This is a genomic window from Aliidongia sp., from assembly GCF_035943795.1.
Classification (GTDB): Bacteria; Pseudomonadota; Alphaproteobacteria; order ATCC43930; family CGMCC-115725; genus Aliidongia.
The window spans coordinates 16,648-31,561 of sequence record NZ_DASZBY010000131.1 but is presented as its reverse complement, the minus strand read 5'-3'; the positions used below and the strand labels follow the sequence as shown (position 1 = coordinate 31,561).

The 14,914-nt window shown below is 66.1% G+C and carries 18 protein-coding genes; 16 read left to right on the top strand and 2 right to left on the bottom strand.

The features are described 5' to 3' along the window. Nucleotides 1–203 precede the first annotated feature (203 nt). The 13 genes from VGV37_RS25560 to VGV37_RS25500 all read left to right on the top strand — a co-directional run bounded on the left by VGV37_RS25560 (nt 204) and on the right by VGV37_RS25500 (nt 10,316). A complete protein-coding gene (locus VGV37_RS25560; RefSeq protein ID WP_326882624.1) occupies nt 204–374 on the top strand; it encodes a DUF6726 family protein in 171 nt (56 codons plus the stop codon). Nucleotides 375–509: 135 nt separating this feature from the next. After that, nucleotides 510–1,817, top strand: coding sequence for an MFS transporter (locus tag VGV37_RS25555; RefSeq protein WP_326882623.1), 1,308 nt, complete (start codon nt 510–512; stop codon nt 1,815–1,817). Nucleotides 1,818–1,929: 112 nt separating this feature from the next. After that, complete coding sequence (locus tag VGV37_RS25550) at nt 1,930–2,379, top strand: MaoC family dehydratase (protein WP_326882622.1); 450 nt, start codon at nt 1,930–1,932, stop codon at nt 2,377–2,379. Between the two features lie 13 nt (nt 2,380–2,392). After that, complete coding sequence (locus VGV37_RS25545) at nt 2,393–3,652, top strand: DUF445 domain-containing protein (RefSeq protein WP_326882621.1); 1,260 nt, start codon at nt 2,393–2,395, stop codon at nt 3,650–3,652. Nucleotides 3,653–3,903: 251 nt separating this feature from the next. Next, a complete protein-coding gene (locus VGV37_RS25540) occupies nt 3,904–4,206 on the top strand; it encodes a hypothetical protein (protein ID WP_326882620.1) in 303 nt (100 codons plus the stop codon). 99 nt (nt 4,207–4,305) lie between these two features. Further along, nucleotides 4,306–4,734, top strand: a complete 429-nt coding sequence (locus tag VGV37_RS25535; RefSeq protein WP_326882619.1) for a hypothetical protein — start codon at nt 4,306–4,308, stop codon at nt 4,732–4,734. Nucleotides 4,735–4,800: 66 nt separating this feature from the next. Next, complete coding sequence (locus VGV37_RS25530; protein WP_326882618.1) at nt 4,801–5,445, top strand: hypothetical protein; 645 nt, start codon at nt 4,801–4,803, stop codon at nt 5,443–5,445. A gap of 126 nt (nt 5,446–5,571) precedes the next feature. Next, nucleotides 5,572–6,969 carry a cytochrome ubiquinol oxidase subunit I gene (locus VGV37_RS25525; protein WP_326882617.1) on the top strand — a complete coding sequence of 466 codons (1,398 nt, stop codon included), beginning with the start codon at nt 5,572–5,574 and terminating at the stop codon, nt 6,967–6,969. Beyond that, nucleotides 6,966–7,979 (top strand): cytochrome d ubiquinol oxidase subunit II, encoded by a 1,014-nt coding sequence (cydB, locus tag VGV37_RS25520; RefSeq protein ID WP_326882616.1) that lies wholly within the window; start codon nt 6,966–6,968, stop codon nt 7,977–7,979. The genes VGV37_RS25525 and cydB overlap by 4 nt, the downstream gene beginning before the upstream one ends. A gap of 10 nt (nt 7,980–7,989) precedes the next feature. Beyond that, on the top strand, nt 7,990–8,757 hold the full coding sequence (locus VGV37_RS25515) for a substrate-binding domain-containing protein (RefSeq protein WP_326882615.1): 768 nt from the start codon (nt 7,990–7,992) through the stop codon (nt 8,755–8,757). Nucleotides 8,758–9,013: 256 nt separating this feature from the next. Beyond that, a complete protein-coding gene (locus VGV37_RS25510; RefSeq protein WP_326882614.1) occupies nt 9,014–9,328 on the top strand; it encodes a hypothetical protein in 315 nt (104 codons plus the stop codon). A 14-nt stretch (nt 9,329–9,342) separates the two neighbouring features. Next, nucleotides 9,343–9,879 (top strand): hypothetical protein, encoded by a 537-nt coding sequence (locus VGV37_RS25505; RefSeq protein ID WP_326882613.1) that lies wholly within the window; start codon nt 9,343–9,345, stop codon nt 9,877–9,879. Continuing rightward, nucleotides 9,876–10,316 carry a hypothetical protein gene (locus VGV37_RS25500; RefSeq protein ID WP_326882612.1) on the top strand — a complete coding sequence of 147 codons (441 nt, stop codon included), beginning with the start codon at nt 9,876–9,878 and terminating at the stop codon, nt 10,314–10,316. The genes VGV37_RS25505 and VGV37_RS25500 overlap by 4 nt, the downstream gene beginning before the upstream one ends. On the opposite strand, the gene VGV37_RS25495 is transcribed toward VGV37_RS25500, so the two are convergent. After that, on the bottom strand, nt 10,303–11,232 hold the full coding sequence (locus VGV37_RS25495; protein WP_326882611.1) for a LysR family transcriptional regulator: 930 nt from the start codon (nt 11,230–11,232) through the stop codon (nt 10,303–10,305). The genes VGV37_RS25500 and VGV37_RS25495 overlap by 14 nt on opposite strands. 115 nt (nt 11,233–11,347) lie before the next feature. Here VGV37_RS25495 and VGV37_RS25490 point away from each other — a divergent pair, with 115 nt between their 5' ends. Both VGV37_RS25490 and pcp read left to right on the top strand, forming a co-directional pair. After that, nucleotides 11,348–12,571, top strand: a complete 1,224-nt coding sequence (locus VGV37_RS25490) for an MFS transporter (protein ID WP_326882610.1) — start codon at nt 11,348–11,350, stop codon at nt 12,569–12,571. Between the two features lie 36 nt (nt 12,572–12,607). After that, nucleotides 12,608–13,249, top strand: coding sequence for a pyroglutamyl-peptidase I (gene pcp / locus VGV37_RS25485; protein WP_326882609.1), 642 nt, complete (start codon nt 12,608–12,610; stop codon nt 13,247–13,249). A 4-nt stretch (nt 13,250–13,253) separates the two neighbouring features. Here the strand turns inward: pcp and VGV37_RS25480 are convergent, their stop codons facing one another. Beyond that, nucleotides 13,254–14,012: a phosphoadenylyl-sulfate reductase gene (locus VGV37_RS25480; protein WP_326882608.1), complete on the bottom strand. Its 759-nt coding sequence runs from the start codon at nt 14,010–14,012 to the stop codon at nt 13,254–13,256. Between the two features lie 322 nt (nt 14,013–14,334). Here VGV37_RS25480 and VGV37_RS25475 point away from each other — a divergent pair, with 322 nt between their 5' ends. Then, the gene (locus VGV37_RS25475) at nt 14,335–14,856 is read left to right on the top strand and encodes a methylated-DNA--[protein]-cysteine S-methyltransferase (protein ID WP_326882607.1); all 522 of its coding nucleotides are present in this window, start codon (nt 14,335–14,337) and stop codon (nt 14,854–14,856) included. Nucleotides 14,857–14,914: the final 58 nt, after the last annotated feature.

The window sequence follows — 14,914 nt, the reverse complement described above, 5'->3', positions numbered from 1 at the left end:
GTCTATATCGGCGTGCTCGCCGGCGCGCTCAACCTCGCCGTCAGTGCGCTCGCCCATGTCCTGTTCGGCATGCTCGGCGTCGGCATCGGCACCGATGAGACCAAGCCCGAAGACTATCTGCTGACCAAGGCGTCCTGACACATGGCCGGGAACGGGTGGAGCGCGTAGGCTTCCTCCGTTCCCGCCATCGCCGGAAACCGTCCATGCCCAGCCTCAGACCCTTCGCGATCCTTCTCGCCGGCCTGACTTTGGCCGGCTGCGGTGCCGTCGCCGCACCCTGCCGCATCGGTTCGGCCGTGCTCGACATCGTGCCGGTGGTCGGCCACCTGGCGGCCGCCCCGACCGACGCCTGCGCTACAGCGATCGATCCCTAAGGCCTGCCGGCCCATTCCTCCGACCCATTGTTTATGTCTTGCGTGGCATCCCCGTCTGACCGCAGGCTATGATCCGTACGAGAGGCGGGTCGAACCCGCCCTCGCCGTATATTTTGGGGTTGGAGGCTGCTGCCGATGGACGCGACGCTTGAAAAACGCACGATTGCCAAGGTGACCTGGCGGCTCATACCGTTCCTGATCGTCTGTTATTTCGTCTCCTTTCTGGATCGGGTAAATCTGGGCTTTGCGGGCGCTGCGATCAGCAAGCAGTTCGCCTTTACCGCCACCGTCTTCGGCCTGGGTGCCGGCATCTTCTTCATCGGCTATTTCCTGTTCGAAGTGCCGAGCAACATCATGCTCGACAAGTACGGTGCGCGGCGCTGGATCGCGCGCATCATGCTGACCTGGGGCCTGGTTTCCGGCGCCACCGCGTTCGTACAGGGCGAATACAGCTTCTATACGATCCGCTTCGTGCTGGGCGTGGCCGAGGCCGGGTTCTTCCCGGGCATCATCCTCTACCTGACCTACTGGTTTCCAGCCGCCTATCGGGCACGCATCGTCGGCTGGTTCATGGTCGCCATCCCGGTGTCGAGCGTGATCGGCGCGCCGGTCTCGCAATGGGTGCTGGGTTTCGACGGCCTGGGCGGCCTCGCCGGCTGGCAATGGCTGTTCCTGATCGAGGCGGCGCCCTCGCTGGTGCTTGCGGTCGTCGTGCTGGGCTATCTGACCGACAAGCCGTCCCAGGCGGCCTGGCTCGAGGCGGACGAGCGTAAGTGGCTGAACGACACGCTCGAGGCCGAGCGCGCCCATCGCGAATCGGTAAGGAAATTCAGCCTGAAGGAAGCGCTGACCAACCCGCGCGTGCTGCTGCTGTCGCTGGTCTATTTCGGCGACGTGGCGGCGCTCTACGGCGTCGGGTTCTGGCTGCCGCAGATCCTGGGACCGCTCCATCTGAGCCCGCTGGCCAACATCGGCGCGTTGTCCATTCCCTATGCGGTCGGTGCCGTCGGCATGGTGCTGTGGGTCAAGCGGTCGGACCGGACCGGCGAGCGCAAGATGCACACGGCGATCCCCGCCTTCGTCGCCTGCCTCGGCCTGGCGCTGTTGCCGCTCGCCAGCGACCCCGTCGTCGAAGTGGTGCTGCTGTGCGTCGCAGCCCTCGGCATCTTCGCCATGCTACCGGTGTTCTGGACCCTGCCGACGGCGTTCCTCACCGGAACGGCGGCGGCCGGCGGCATCGCGCTGGTCAATTCGATCGGCAACCTGTCGGGGTACGTCGGGCCGCAGGTGATCGGCCTGATCAAGGACAAGACGGGCGGTTACGATGCCGGCATCTGGTTCCTGGCCGGCTGCGCCTTCGTCGCCGGCGTGATCGTCCTGCTGCTCGGCCACAAGCCAGAATTCGAAAAGCTGCCGTCCAGGGCGGAAGCCGCGGCCGAATAATCGCGGACTCCATCATGAACCGACCCGGGAGGGGGTGGGATTCGTCCCGCCCCCTCTTTCTTTTTCAATCCGGCCAACCACTTGTCGAGACAGGCAGGACAGGAACAGGCGCATGAGCGTGGCGATGCTGGCCCAGCAGGTCGGACAGGAATTGGGCGTTTCGCCCTGGTGCGCCATCGAGCAGGATCGGATCGACCGGTTCGCCGATGCCACCGACGATCATCAATGGATCCATGTCGATCCGGACCGTGCGGCCACGGGCCCGTTCGGCGCCACGGTCGCCCACGGCTTCCTCAGCCTTTCTCTATTGGCGCCGACGGCCTATCAGGTGCTGGCCGAGGCCTTCGCGGGCACGACCGCGTTCAACTACGGCCTCGACAAGGTCCGCTTCATCGCGCCGGTGCGGGTGGGATCGCGCGTCCGCAACCGCATCAGGCTCGTGGCGTTGGACCAGAAGGGCGGCGGCCGCTGGCTGATGACGACCGAGAACACCATGGAGATCGAGGGCGAGGCCAAGCCGGCCCTGATCGCCGTCAGCCTGGTGATGCTGCTGCCGGGATGAATTCACCGCCGTCATGACCGATCCCGATCCACGGCTCGCCGCCAAGCGGACCGGCCTCAGCCGCATGCGCTGGCTCGCGACCGGCCTGCTGCTGGCGATGCTGGTCCTGCTCGGGCTCGGCCTTGCGGGCCGCGCGCGCTGGCCGGCGCTCGACTGGCTGATCGCCTTTGCCGAGGCCGGGACGGTCGGTGCGGTCGCCGACTGGTTCGCGGTCGTAGCGCTGTTCCGCCGGCCGCTCGGTCTGCCGATCCCCCATACCGCGCTCATTCCACGCAACAAGGACCGGATCGGCGCCGAGCTCGGCCGCTTCATCGAACAGCATTTCCTGACGCCGGAGAATGTCGCCGGCAAGCTGGCCCAGCTCGATCCGGTCGGCCGCGGCGCGCGCTGGCTGTCCCTGCCGGCCAACCGGCGCGGTGTCGCCGCCCGCCTCGCCGAGGCGCTGCCGACCCTGCTCGACGCGCTCGACGATGCCGAGATCGAACAGTTGATCGGCGGCGCCGTGGCCCGGCGGCTGGAGCAGCTCGACCTGGCGCGGATCTCGGGCGCGGCGCTCGATTTCGTCACCGAAGACGAGCGCCACCAGGCGCTGCTCGACCAGGCGCTGGTACTGATCGCCGGCTGGCTCGACCGCAACCGGGCGCTGATCCTGGTGAAGTTCGGCGAGCAATCCGCGCTCACGCCGAAATTCATCGACGGCTACATCGTGAAGCGTTTCGTCGACGGCATGATCGACCTGATCCGCGAGGTCGCCGATACGCCCCGCCACGAGCTGCGCCAACGGTTCGACCGGGCGGTGCGCGATTTCGTGGCCCGACTCGGCACCGATCCGGCGTTCCGCGCCCGGGCCGAGGCGTTGAAGCGCGACGCGATCCGGCTGGCCGCACCGGAGAAATTCATGGCGACGCTGTGGCGCGAGCTGAAGCGCCACCTGGCCGAACCGTCCGACGGCGCGCCGTCGCCGCTCGAGCGCCAGATCGATCGGGCACTGGGTCACCTGGCCCGGACCCTGCGCGGCGATCCGGACCTGAAGGCTCGCGTCGACCGGGCCATGGCCCGGGTCGCCGGTGCGCTGACCGGCCGGTTCCGCCACCAGGTCTCGGCCCTCATCGCCGACGTGGTCCGGCGTTGGGACTTCCGCGAGGTCGGCGACCGCCTGGAACTCGAGGTCGGTCGCGACCTGCAATTCATTCGGCTGAACGGCACGATCGTCGGCGGCCTGGTCGGCCTGGCGCTGCATGGGCTGCTGTATTGGACAGGCTTTGCGGGGTAGCGCACGGCGCAACCTAAGGAAGAATTTCTGTCGAATCCTAATTCAACTATGCCATGATGCTTCCGAGGTGCGGTTGGCGATCACACCTCGGAAAACAGGGGCATCGGAATGGCGAAAATCGCGTTGCCGAAGAACATTGTGCTATTCGAGCGGCTGGGCCATGCCACCATCCTGGTGGGCGGGCTCGCATCCCTTCTGGCGGATCAAGCGACCTTTCTAAAGTTTTTCAATCAATATTCCTTTTCTACGTCTTGCTGACGATTGCAGCCTTCGCCATTCAATTCCTCTGGATCTGGCTGATCGCCCGGAAGCGACAGAATTGGGCGCGCTGGGTGACCCTCATCGTGACGATCGTGGCCGTCATCGGTCTGGCGTTGAGGATCGGCACCCTTCTCCAAGCCAATCCCGCGTCCACCATCGTCCGGCTGATCGTGACGGCACTCTGGGTAGTGGAACTGTATCTGCTGTTTACCGGCGACGCGCCGCCCTGGTTTGCGACAAAGGGGCAGGCAATGGTCGTAGAGGGCGCGCCCGCTTCTTCGAACGAGGTGTGATGCGGCGAGTCGGTCGACGAGTCCGGCGCTGCCCTCTATAATGGCGTGGTGCAGCGTCGAGGAATGATCATGGCGGCGAGCCGACGGTGTCTTACATCAATGATTCTGGGCTTTGGTCTCATCGTCGCGGTCTCGTCGCCGACCAGGGCCGACGATCTGGCGGGCAACAGCACCGTGTTCACGCCGAACACGTTCGGTCCGGCGCCCACGAATGCGGCCCCGGGATCGGCGCCGCCCCTCGTCGATCTTCAGCAGGGCGCCGCCCTGTCGCTCGTGCCGGCGGGTTCGTCTGCTGCCGCCCGCAACCAGGGCCTTGCCGGCTCGCCTGCCGGGGTCGACCTCGCCTACACACCGCCGGCCGATCGCGACAGCTATCTCAATTCCAAGGATTACGCGAACCACCTCGAGACCTCGACGCGCTGGGGCCACCATCCGTCGGCGCTCAGCCAGTTGGGCGGGGTGGCCGAGGGTCTGGCGATCAACGGCGCCCTTGGCGCCGGCACCAGCCTGCTGCTCGGCGCGCACTGAGCCTACGCTTGCCGCCATCCGGCCGCCCCGCCATGATGCCGGTGACGGGACGAGGAGCGGAACGATTTGGACGGCAAACCGGCGACGGCCAGGCGGGACGCGCGGGTACCGACCCATGAGGACGCCCCGCGCACGTTTCAGCGCATGCTGTCCGGCCGTCGCCTGCATCTGCTCGACCCCAGCTCGATCGACCTCGAGATCTCCGACCTGCTGATCGGCATCAGCCGGGTCAATCGCTGGTGCGGCCAGACGATCGGCGAGGTGGGCTTCAACGTCGCCCATCATTGCTGTGTGGTCGAGCGCGTGCTGGTCGAGCTGGTCTGGCCGGCAGCACCATTGGGCGCGCGCCGCTGGGCGCTGGCGCACGATCTGCCCGAGGCGGTCTATGGCGACGTGGTGACCCCCGTCAAGGCGGTGCTGGGCCAAGCCTACCAGGAATTGGAGCATCGGCTGGAGACGGCGCTGTGCCTGGCGCTGGGCTTCGGCACGACCGTGCCCGAGGAATGGCGGCGCCAGGTCAAGCGCGCCGACCGGATCGCCGCGGTCAGCGAAGCGGTCCGGCTCGCCGGCTGGTCCGAGCCGGAGGCGCGCAAGCTGGTCGGCGGCGGCTACCGCGGACGCCTGTGGGACGGGCCGCTCGAGCCCTGGAGCGAGCGGGAGGCGCGGGAAAACTGGCGTCGGGCCTTCGAGGTGGCAGGCGGTCGCACTTGAAAAATCACGGACTTGCACAAGCAAACCGTGCGACAATCTGGCCGCGCCGCGGTGCGTTGCATCGGGCTCCGCTACCGCTAGGATCCGGCACCGAGAGGGCCGCGCCGCCGGCCCGGGAGTATCTCGATGAGCCTTGATCCCGTCATCCTGTCGCGCATCCAGTTCGTCTGGGTCGTCGCCTGGCATATCCTGCTGCCGGCCTTCACCGTCGGCATCGCGTCCTACATCACCATGCTGGAAGGGCTGCATGCCTGGACCGGCAAGCCGATCTACCTCAAGGTCTCGAAATTCTGGATCCGGATCTTCGCCGTCTCGTTCGGCATGGGCGTGGTGTCAGGCATCGTCATGCCGTTCCAGTTCGGCACCAACTGGAGCCGCTTCGCCGACGCGACCTCGAACGTGGTCGGCCCGCTGTTCGCCTACGAGGGCCTGACCGCGTTCTTCCTCGAAGCGGCGTTCCTGGGCGTGCTGCTGTTCGGTCGCAAGCTGGTGCCGCCCTGGGCGCATTTCGTGGCGGCCTTCATGGTGGGGTTCGGCACCCTGCTGTCGTCGTTCTGGATCATCGCGGTCAACAGCTGGATGCAGACGCCGGGCGGCTACACCATCGCCGCCGACGGCAGGTTCTTTCCGGCCGACTGGAGCGCGATCGTCTTTTCCGCCTCGTTCCCCTATCGCCTCGCCCATACGGTCAGCGGCTTCTATGTGACGACCGCCTTCGTCGTGCTGGCGATCGGCGCCTATACCATCCGCGCCGGCAAGTTCCTGCCCGAGGGCCGGCTGATGGTGCGCATGGCGCTGGGCTTCCTCACCCTCTTCGTCCCGCTGCAGATCGTGCTGGGCGACCTGCATGGCCTGAACACGCTGGAACATCAGCCGGCCAAGCTCGCCGCGATGGAGGGCCTGTGGGACGGCGGCAACGGCGTACCGGCCTCGCTGATCGGCATCCCGAACCAGAAGGCAGAGAAGAACGACCTGGAGATCGCGCTGCCCAAGCTCGGCAGCCTGTACCTGACCCACAGCTGGAACGGTGCGGTCAAAGGGCTGAAGGATTTCCCGGCCGACCAGCGCCCGCCGGTCGTCGTGGTCTATTTCGCCTTCCGCATCATGGTCGGCGTCGGGCTGCTGATGCTGGCGATCGTCGCCGTCGGCTGGCTGATGCGCTGGCGCGGCCGGCTCTACGACACGCCCTGGTTCCTGAAGGCCCTGCAATGGACCATGCCGCTGGGTTTCATCGCCGTGCTGGCCGGCTGGACCACGACCGAGGTCGGCCGGCAGCCCTGGACGGTCTACGGGCTGCTGCGGACCAGCGATTCGGTGTCGCCGTCGCTGACCGGCTTCGACGTGATCCTGTCGCTGGCGCTCTATATGGCGATCTACCTGCTGGTCTATCCGACCGGCTTGCGCTTCATGCTGCGCATCGTGTGGAACGGGCCGCTCGATGAGGATCCGGAGAACGACACAGCGGTCGAAAGCGGCCGTCCGGCGCTGCCGGTCCAGGCCCTGCCGCACGGAGACACGCCATGAACGGGCCGATCCTCGACCTCGTCGGCATCTGGACCGTAATCCTGGGCCTGGGCGTATTCTTCTACGTGCTGCTCGACGGCTTCGACCTGGGCGTCGGCATGCTCTACGGCCTGCATCGCGAGTCGGACTCGCGCGGCATCATCATGAACTCGATCGCACCGATCTGGGACGGCAACGAAACCTGGCTGATCCTGGGCGGGCTCGCCCTGCTGGCGGCCTTCCCGCTCGCCTTCGCGATCATCATTCCCGCGCTGTATTTCCCGGTGCTGTTGATGCTGCTGGCGCTGATCTTCCGCGGCGTCGCGTTCGAATTCCGCTTCAAGGACAAGGCGCACCGCGGTTTCTGGGACCATTCCTTCTGCTACGGCTCGGCCGTCGCCACCTTTGCCCAGGGCACGGTGCTGGGCTCCTTCATCCAGGGGTTCCAGGTCGAGGGCCGGCATTTCACCGGCACCTCGTTCGACTGGTTCACACCCTTCTCGGTCATGACCGGCTTTGCGCTGATGGCCGGTTATTGCCTGCTCGGCGCCGGCTGGCTCGTGCTCAAGACCCAGGGCGAATTGCAGGCCTGGTCGCGCCGCCAGGGGCGCCGCGCGCTGCTGCTGGTGCTGGTCGCGATCGCGGCGGTCAGCCTGTGGACGCCCTATGCCGAGGCCGACATCGCCGAACGCTGGTTTTCCTGGCCGAACGTGGCGCTGCTGGCGCCCGTGCCGATCGTGGCGCTGGCCCTGGCGTTCGCCGCGTGGCGCAGCTTCGATTCGCGACAGGAGGCGATGCCGTTCGTCTATTCGATCGGCCTGTTCCTGATGGCCTATCTGGGCATCGCGATCAGCCTGTGGCCGAACATCGTGCCGCATCGCTATTCACTGTGGGAGGCGGCATCCTCCGAAAGCACCCAGGCCTTCCTGCTGGTCGGCACCTTGTTCCTGCTGCCGGTCATCCTGCTCTACACCGGCTGGTCCTATTGGGTGTTCCGCGGCAAGGTCAAGGCGGATGCCGGCTATCATTGAGAGGATCTCCATGCGCAGTTTCCTGGTCGCCGCGCTGGTCGTTGCCGCCGCGACGGTCGCGCCGCCGGCGCGCGGCAGCGAGGTCCGCCTGTTGACGACGGGCGCCTTCAAGCAGGTTGCAGTGGCACTGATTCCGCAATACGAGGCAGCCAGCGGCAACAAGGTGCTGGTGGTCAGCGACACGGCCGGCGGCATCATCAACAAGATCGAGGCGGGCGCCCCGTTCGATCTGGTGGTGCTGACCACCCAGGCGATCGGCGACCTGGTGACCGAGGGCAAGCTGGTGTCCGAGAGCGCGACCGACCTCGCCAAGGTCGGCGTCGGCGTGGCGGTGAAATCCGGTGCGCCGCATCCCGATGTGGGATCCGCGGACGCGTTCAAGCGCATGCTGCTGAAGGCCAAGTCGATCGCCTACATCGATCCCAAGGCCGGCGGGTCCAGCGGCATCTACATGGCGAGCCTGATCGAACGGATGGGCCTGACCAAGAAGCTGCGGCGTCGGACCCTGCTGGTCAACGGCGGGCTGGTCGCCGACAAGGTGGCGAGCGGCGAGGCCGAGATCGGACTGCAGCAGATCAGCGAATTGGCGGCATTCAAGGGCGTCGACATGGTCGGCCCGCTGCCGAAGGAGATCCAGAATTATACGGTCTACGGCGCCGGCATCGGTGTGAAGGCCGCCGAGCCCGAAGCGGCCCACGCCCTGCTGGCCGTCCTGTCCGGCCCGGACGCGGCGCCGATCCTGCGCGACCGGGGTATGGAGCGGCCGGCAGGGATGTGAAAATCTCGGCTGAGGCCGCGCTCGGCTACCTACGGGCCATCGTCTTGATCTCGGTCCGAGACGCGTTGAGCAAGCGGAGCCGGACTCTAGACCGAGATGGCATGCCAAGTTCGGTCATGATGACGCCCTGATGGCCGGCCGCTTCTCGTGTTCACCGACCAGGGCGGCCGAGAGAAAGATTGGGCTGTCATTTGACAAGTGACGACGTTTCTGGAACAAAACGGCAACATTTTGATGCGTAGTTGCAGGATTTGTCATGCGCTCGTCTTTTGTAAAATTCCGGCTGGCTGATCGGACAAGCGACTCTGGATTGGACTGCAGCGAACAGGGGTTGTCCCTAGGCGGTGTGCCGTTGCTGTGTCGCGGTGGCGGCGTTTTCCGGCCGAGGCCCGGCCGGGAGATCGATTGGCTCATCAGTCGCGCCTACGAAGCGGCATTCGATGCGGCCGCCCTTTTCAAAGGACTGGACAGTGTCGCACGCGCCCTGAACGAAGGGATGGCGGCTCGTGGCATGATCGCTGCCGTCTTGCTAAAGCTGCCAAGGCTGGATTGGGACGGGCTGCCCGAATAGCTCAGGCTGATGAGATGATCGCCAAATTCTACCATCGCGACCAACCACGCGATGATCGGGGCCGATGGACCTCGGCAGGGCCGGGCTGGGGAGCACGCAGGAGTGACGGGCTCCAACACCATTATCTCTATCAGACGCTCGTTTGCATACGTGGAGATGTGCGTTGCACGACCGAGAACGCCTGGAATGGTCTTTTACGGAATGCTTATCCCGGCCAGGATCCGATGGCTGGTCCCATTCCCTTGGACGGCGGAAATTTCAACGTCTTCGGCGAGCCGAGCGGTGCCATCCGTTCAACCGTGGACGCGGACAACTTGAACGTTACCAATGAGACCCTTCCGGGACATGTATTTTACAAGGGGATCGTCAATCGGTCGGTTGTCGAAACACCGGCCGGGATCTTCGTTCGAACCGAGGGCTTCGGTACAAATCCGAATATCCACAACTGGGTCGAAAATCATGCGGCGGGTGCGTTGGGTTTCCGGGGGCCCGACAGCAATGTGCGAGCTTACATAACGAATCCGGGCTTCTACGATCGGACGAAGCGATGATGGTCCGGTCGAGGAATTTCGTTTTGCTGTCGCTCGCATCGATCGGTCTGCTAACGATTGTCGGGCTATTCTTGCTGATGCTGCTGCGGGTTTACGGCGGATGGCAGGCGAGCCATACCGTGGCCTCGTACGCGGAAGTCGCCACACCTGTTCGAGCGGACGAGCAGCCCGCGTTTTTCCAAGTACTGGCCGATTTTGCGAAAGCCAATGGCTTTTCGGTCGAGATCAAGACGTATGATCTGGGGCGACGGAAGGAGACCGTCGTCATGATCGATAGAACCGATCAGACCATCCGCACCGCCGACCACGCATCGCCGGATGTGTTCGAAACGAGCTTTTTCGCCAAGTCGAAGGAACACGAAGACATGGGATGGCCGGATCGCTTCATCGCGGCGATCGATGCGCGCTTCGGCGCGAGGGCGGTCAGGACGCGGTGACCTCCGCGCGAGCCTGTTGGCTGCCGTCGATCACCGTCTCCCTGACCAGCCGCACGAACGCCATGACCGCACCGCCGCGTTCGTCGTGGCGATGGGCCAGCAGCACGGTGCTCGCGGCCTGGGGCGTGTCGAGCGGGCGGTAGACTACGCCCTCGACCTGAATGCGGCGGAGCGAGTCCGGCAGGATGGTGACGCCCAGGCCGGCGGCGACCAGGCCGATCAGGGTTGGCGCCTCGCGCGCTTCCTGGGTGACCGTCGGACTGAAGCCCTGGTCGGCGCAGATCGCCACGATCTGGTCCCAGATGCCGGTGCCGGCGTCGCGCTCGAACATCACGAACGGTTCATGGATCAGCGCCGCGATCGGCACCGTGGGCAGGGCCGCCAGCGGATGATCGGCGCGCAGCACCAGCATCAGGCGGTCGGTCATGACGTTCAGCGCCTCGACCTCCGGCGGGATCGGGGCGAAGGGCGAGCGGATGAAGGCGAGGTCCAGCTTGCGGGCGACCAGGGCCGCCAGCTGGTCGCGCGTCGTCATGCCGACCAGCTTCAGGTGGACCTCGGGAAAGCGCTGGCGGAAGGTATAGATCACCTGCGGCATGACCTGGGTGAAGGGGGAGGAGGCGGTGAAACCCAGGCGGATCTCGCCGATCTCGCCCTCGCCGGCCCGGCGCACCACCGCGATGGCGCGCTCGGCCTGGGCCAGGGTCGCGCGCGCTTCGACCAGGAACAGGGCGCCGACCGCCGTGAGCGCCACCTTGCGCGAGCCGCGATCGAGCAGCCGGGCCTTCAGTTCCCGCTCCAGCGCCTGGATCTGCAGGCTCAAGGGCGGCTGCTGAATGCCGAGCCGCTCGGCCGCCCGGCCGAAATGCAGCTCCTCGGCGACGGCCACGAAGGCGCGGAGGTGGCGCAATTCCATCGAGCGATATCCAAATCATATCGAAAAACCGATATCGATATATTAGACAACGGGAGAGGTCGTGCCTACCTTTTCAAGGTGCCCGGATTTCCCGGCGCCGTTGAAGGCCTGTACCATGTCGACCCTGCCGCTCGTCGCGGAAACCACGCGCATTCTCCGCGGAACCGGGCAATTCCGCCGGACGAACCTCGCGCTGTTCCTGTCGGGCTTCGCCACCTTCGCGCTGCTCTATGGCGTGCAGCCGTTGATGCCGGTGTTCGCGAGCGAATTCCAGGTCAGCCCGGCGACCAGCAGCCTAACCCTGTCGCTGACCACGGGCGCGGTCGCCGTGATGATGCTGTTCGCCGGCGCCGTGGCGGACGCGATCGGGCGCAAGCGCCTGATGTGCCTGTCGATGCTGGTGTCGTCGCTGCTGACCATCGCGGCGGCCTTCGTCGGGGATTTCGCCCAGCTGCTGGGCCTGCGGCTGCTGATGGGCATCGCCCTGAGCGGCGTGCCGTCGATCGCCATGGCCTATCTGGGCGAGGAGATCGATCCGCGCTCGGTCGGGTTGGCCATGGGGCTGTTCATCGGCGGCAGCGGCTTCGGCGGCATGGTCGGCCGGGTCGTGACCGGCGCCTTGACCGACTATGCCTCCTGGCGCGTGGCGCTCGTCGCGATCGGTGCCTCCAGCCTGCTCGCCACCGCCGCCTTCTGGCGTGCCCTGCCGGAATCGCGTCATTTCACGCCGCGCAAGTTCCATCCCTGGCGGCTCGTCACCGGCCTCGGCGAGCAATTCGCCGTCACCGGTCTGCCCTGGCTGTTCGCGATGGCGTTCCTGCTGATGGGCAGCTTCGTCACGCTGTACAATTACGTGGGCTTCCGCCTGATGGCGCCGCCCTTCAGTCTCAGCCAGACCGTGACCGGCAGCCTGTTCACGGTCTACCTGATCGGCATCTGGGCCTCGGCCTGGATCGGGGGGCTGGCGGACCGTTTCGGGCGCCGGCGCATGCTGTGGATCACTGTGCTGATCCTATTGGCCGGGATCGAGTTCACCCGGTCCGATTCCGTGGCCGTGATCGTGCTGGGTATCGCGACCGTCACCTTCGGCTTCTTCGGCGGCCATTCGATCGCGTCGAGCTGGATCAGCCGGCGCGCCGGCCCGTCGAAGGCCCAGGCCTCGTCGCTCTATCTGTTCTTCTACTACACCGGTTCGGCGCTGGTCGGTTCCTACGGCGGTGTGGTCTGGAGCGCCGCGGGCTGGGCCGGTGTCGCCAACCTGACCACCGCGCTGCAGGTCGCGGCTCTGTTGGTCGCGCTGCGGCTCAGCTTCCTGAAACCGCTGTCGGCCGTTCCCTGAGCTCCGTATGATCCTGCGGCAAAGGGAGAGGGAGCGATGCGCATTCTGGTCACCGGGTTCGAACCATTCGGCGGCGAGCCGGTCAATCCAGCGCTCGAGGCGGTGTTGCGGCTGCCGAGCATGCTCGGTGCCCACACCATCGAGCGCCGGCTGCTACCGGCTGTGTTTCATCGCGCGCTCGATGTGCTGGGCGACGCGGTGCGGACGACCCGACCGGACATTCTGCTGTGCGTCGGCCAGGCCGGCGGCCGTACCGAGCTGTCGATCGAACGGGTCGCGATCAATGTCGACGACGCGCGCATCCCCGACAACGACGGCGGGTCGCCGATCGATCGGCCGATCGTGCCGGGCGGTCCCGCCGCCTATTTCACCAACCTGCCGCTGAAAGCGATGGTGCGCGCGCTGAGTGCCGCGGGTATTCCGGCCAAAGTGTCGAACACGGCCGGCACCTTCGTGTGCAACCACGTGTTCTACGGGTCGATGCACCTGGTAGCGACCGAGTTTCCGGCGATGCGCGCGGGCTTCATCCATATCCCGTTCCTGCCGGAACAGGTGACCCGCCACCCGGGCCAGCCGTCGATGGCGGTCGAGACCGTGGTCGCGGGCCTGGTCTTGGCCATCGAGATCGCCACGGGACGGACCGACGATATCGCCGTCGCCGACGGCGCCACCCACTGAACCGCTAGGACGCGGCGTGCAGCGCAGGGCGCTCAATCGGGTCGGACCGACCCTGCTCGACGCGGCCGGCACGATGGATGCCGCATTCGGTCTTGTTCTGGCCGACCCAGCGCCCGGCGCGCGGATCGAGCGCATCGCTCGCCGGCGCGGTGCAGGGACGGCAGCCGACCGAGCGGTAGCCGCGCGAGATCAATGGATGACGCGGCAGGTCGAGTGCTTCATACGCCTCCTCGACCCGCTCGGGTGACCAGTCGGCGATCGGGTCCAGCTTGATCAGGCCGTCGACCGCCTCGATGCGCGGCATGAAGCTGCGCAAGGCGCCGTGGGAATGCTTCCGGCCGGAAATTAACGCATCGAACTCGTGGATCGCGTCCTGCAGGGGCTCGACCTTGCGCAGGCTGCAGCAGGCGTCGGTGTCGAACTGCCAAAGGGCGGCATCAGGGTCCCGATCGGCGAGCGCCGATGCGGCCGCCTTGATCGTGCGCAGGTTGGTCAGGCCCAGCCGGCGCTGCACCACGTCGCGATAGGCGAGCGTTTCGGGAAAATGATGGCCGGTATCGAGAAAGATGATCGGAACGTCGCGGTTTACCCGCGCGGCGAGCGCCAGTAACAGCGCCGATTCCGTACCGAAGGACGAGACGATCGCCACTTTCCCCGGAAACTCGTCTTCGATCAGGGCGCGCAGGAATTCCTCGCTGTCGACGCCCTGGTATTGCCGATTGAGCGAAGCCGCCCGCTGCCGTGCCTTGAGGTCCAAATCCATCGTGCCCGCCCGACGTCAGTTCCACTACAGCATCGAATCGGGGCGTCACCTGGGCGTCCCGCTTTAGCTGCATTTGTTAAGCGCCCGCAAGCTGATGCTCAAATCGGCGCTGTGGGTCTGATATAATTTCACATAAGTTTCGTGTCAATAAGTCGGATGCACATATTTGAAATGTCTAAGAGCATCCCATATGCATGTTGCACATGTGCATCACCGGGTCATCCCGTTGGGCAACTGGCCGCCTCCTTTTCGAAAGGAAGCGGCGGGCGGTTGCGATAAACTCGGCGCTGGACGTCGCACCAGGGCGCAAATGGATTCCACGATGACCCATTGGATTTCACCGTCAGCCTCCTCGCCGGAGTCGCTGACCATCATCGTTCCGAGCCCGCTGGGCCTGTTGACGATCACCGAAGAGGACGGCGCCATCGTAGAGCTGTGGTGGCGCGGCAAGCGCGCGACCCCGGCGCCGACGCCGCTGCTGGCGGAAGCGGCGCTGCAGGTCGCCGCCTATTTCGACAGGCGGCTCAAGGATTTCGATCTGCCGGTGCGGCCGGTCGGCTCGCCGTTCCAGCAGGCGGTCTGGCAGGCGATGTGTCGGATCCCGGCCGGGTCGACCCGGACCTACGGCTCGGTCGCCGACGAGGTCGGTGCCCCGGCCCGGGCGGTCGGTGGCGCTTGCGGCACCAACCCGATCCCGATCATCATCCCCTGCCATCGCATCCTGGCGGCAGGCGGATCGCTCGGCGGCTACAGCGGCACCGGCGGCGGCAAGACCAAGCTGTTCCTGCTCGACCTCGAGGGCGCCGCAGCGGATTCGGATCCGCGCCAGATGCGTCTGCTCTGACGGCGCTGCCAACCCGAAACGAAACGGCCGGCAGGGTCACCCCTGCCGGCCGTTTCGT

Excerpts from the sequence above, each read along its gene's own strand:
- VGV37_RS25560 (WP_326882624.1), top strand. The coding sequence starts at position 204 with ATGCCCAGCCTCAGACCCTTCGCGATCCTTCTCGCCGGCCTGACTTTG.
- VGV37_RS25555 (WP_326882623.1), top strand. The coding sequence starts at position 510 with ATGGACGCGACGCTTGAAAAACGCACGATTGCCAAGGTGACCTGGCGG.
- VGV37_RS25550 (WP_326882622.1), top strand. The coding sequence starts at position 1,930 with ATGAGCGTGGCGATGCTGGCCCAGCAGGTCGGACAGGAATTGGGCGTT.
- VGV37_RS25545 (WP_326882621.1), top strand. The coding sequence starts at position 2,393 with ATGACCGATCCCGATCCACGGCTCGCCGCCAAGCGGACCGGCCTCAGC.
- VGV37_RS25535 (WP_326882619.1), top strand. The coding sequence starts at position 4,306 with ATGATTCTGGGCTTTGGTCTCATCGTCGCGGTCTCGTCGCCGACCAGG.
- VGV37_RS25525 (WP_326882617.1), top strand. The coding sequence starts at position 5,572 with ATGAGCCTTGATCCCGTCATCCTGTCGCGCATCCAGTTCGTCTGGGTC.
- cydB (WP_326882616.1), top strand. The coding sequence starts at position 6,966 with ATGAACGGGCCGATCCTCGACCTCGTCGGCATCTGGACCGTAATCCTG.
- VGV37_RS25515 (WP_326882615.1), top strand. The coding sequence starts at position 7,990 with ATGCGCAGTTTCCTGGTCGCCGCGCTGGTCGTTGCCGCCGCGACGGTC.
- VGV37_RS25510 (WP_326882614.1), top strand. The coding sequence starts at position 9,014 with ATGCGCTCGTCTTTTGTAAAATTCCGGCTGGCTGATCGGACAAGCGAC.
- VGV37_RS25505 (WP_326882613.1), top strand. The coding sequence starts at position 9,343 with ATGATCGCCAAATTCTACCATCGCGACCAACCACGCGATGATCGGGGC.
- VGV37_RS25500 (WP_326882612.1), top strand. The coding sequence starts at position 9,876 with ATGATGGTCCGGTCGAGGAATTTCGTTTTGCTGTCGCTCGCATCGATC.
- VGV37_RS25495 (WP_326882611.1), bottom strand. The coding sequence starts at position 11,232 with ATGGAATTGCGCCACCTCCGCGCCTTCGTGGCCGTCGCCGAGGAGCTG.
- VGV37_RS25490 (WP_326882610.1), top strand. The coding sequence starts at position 11,348 with ATGTCGACCCTGCCGCTCGTCGCGGAAACCACGCGCATTCTCCGCGGA.
- pcp (WP_326882609.1), top strand. The coding sequence starts at position 12,608 with ATGCGCATTCTGGTCACCGGGTTCGAACCATTCGGCGGCGAGCCGGTC.
- VGV37_RS25480 (WP_326882608.1), bottom strand. The coding sequence starts at position 14,012 with ATGGATTTGGACCTCAAGGCACGGCAGCGGGCGGCTTCGCTCAATCGG.
- VGV37_RS25475 (WP_326882607.1), top strand. The coding sequence starts at position 14,335 with ATGACCCATTGGATTTCACCGTCAGCCTCCTCGCCGGAGTCGCTGACC.